We start from the raw sequence: 213 nt of genomic DNA, 5'->3' as shown, positions 1-213 counted from the left end.
TCTCCACAGTCCATGATGTTAACGCGACGTCGTCAGTGCCTTTCGATGTATCGTCGATTCCGCCCTGGGGGTAAACCCGGAACCTTTCGAGTGTTGGGGATAAAATCACGAAATTCTCCACAGTCCATGATGTTAACGCGACGTCGTCAGTGCCTTTCGATGTATCGTCGATTCCGCCCTGGGGGTAAACCCGGAACCTTTCGAGTGTTGGGG

The 213-nt window shown here is 53.1% G+C and carries 1 protein-coding gene; it reads right to left on the bottom strand.

Translation table 11 applies throughout. The features are described 5' to 3' along the window. Positions 1-213 (bottom strand): hypothetical protein (locus BOQ64_RS24365; protein ID WP_228448550.1); only part of this gene is annotated, 213 nt, incomplete at both ends.

Source organism: Chryseobacterium sp. CH25, assembly GCF_004119455.1.
Taxonomy (GTDB): domain Bacteria; phylum Bacteroidota; class Bacteroidia; order Flavobacteriales; family Weeksellaceae; genus Chryseobacterium.
Note: the sequence above shows the minus strand (reverse complement) of the source record. Positions and strands in the feature narration are given on the sequence as shown.